This window comes from Bacillus sp. SIMBA_031 (assembly GCF_046535225.1).
GTDB classification, from domain to species: Bacteria; Bacillota; Bacilli; order Bacillales; family Bacillaceae; genus Bacillus; species Bacillus velezensis.
The window spans coordinates 1-276 of sequence record NZ_JAWRXC010000182.1; the positions used below are offsets into that span (position 1 = coordinate 1).

1 protein-coding gene is annotated in these 276 nt (G+C 67.8%); it reads left to right on the plus strand.

The window, feature by feature from the left end; genetic code table 11:
• On the plus strand, positions 1-276 hold a 276-nt coding region (locus SB724_RS19975), incomplete at both ends, for a helicase-associated domain-containing protein (protein ID WP_410572562.1).

A 276-nucleotide genomic window follows, 5' to 3' on the forward strand; every position in this document is an offset into this window, starting at 1 on the left:
GCCGGCCAACCTGAGCGCGCACTCGATATTCTCGGCGAACATCTGCCTGCTGCCGTCAACCACATCCTCTTGCAGGCAGACCTCACGGCCGTGGCGCCCGGGTATCTGGCCCCCGAACTCAGCGAGACACTCCTGTTGATGGCCGACGCCGAAGGCCAGGGCCCGGCGTCGATCTACCGATTCTCCCCCACCACCATCCGCCGGGCGCTCGACGCCGGACAAGATGCGGACTCGCTGTTGGCGTTCCTCCGCGAACACTCCGCGACCCCGGTGCCG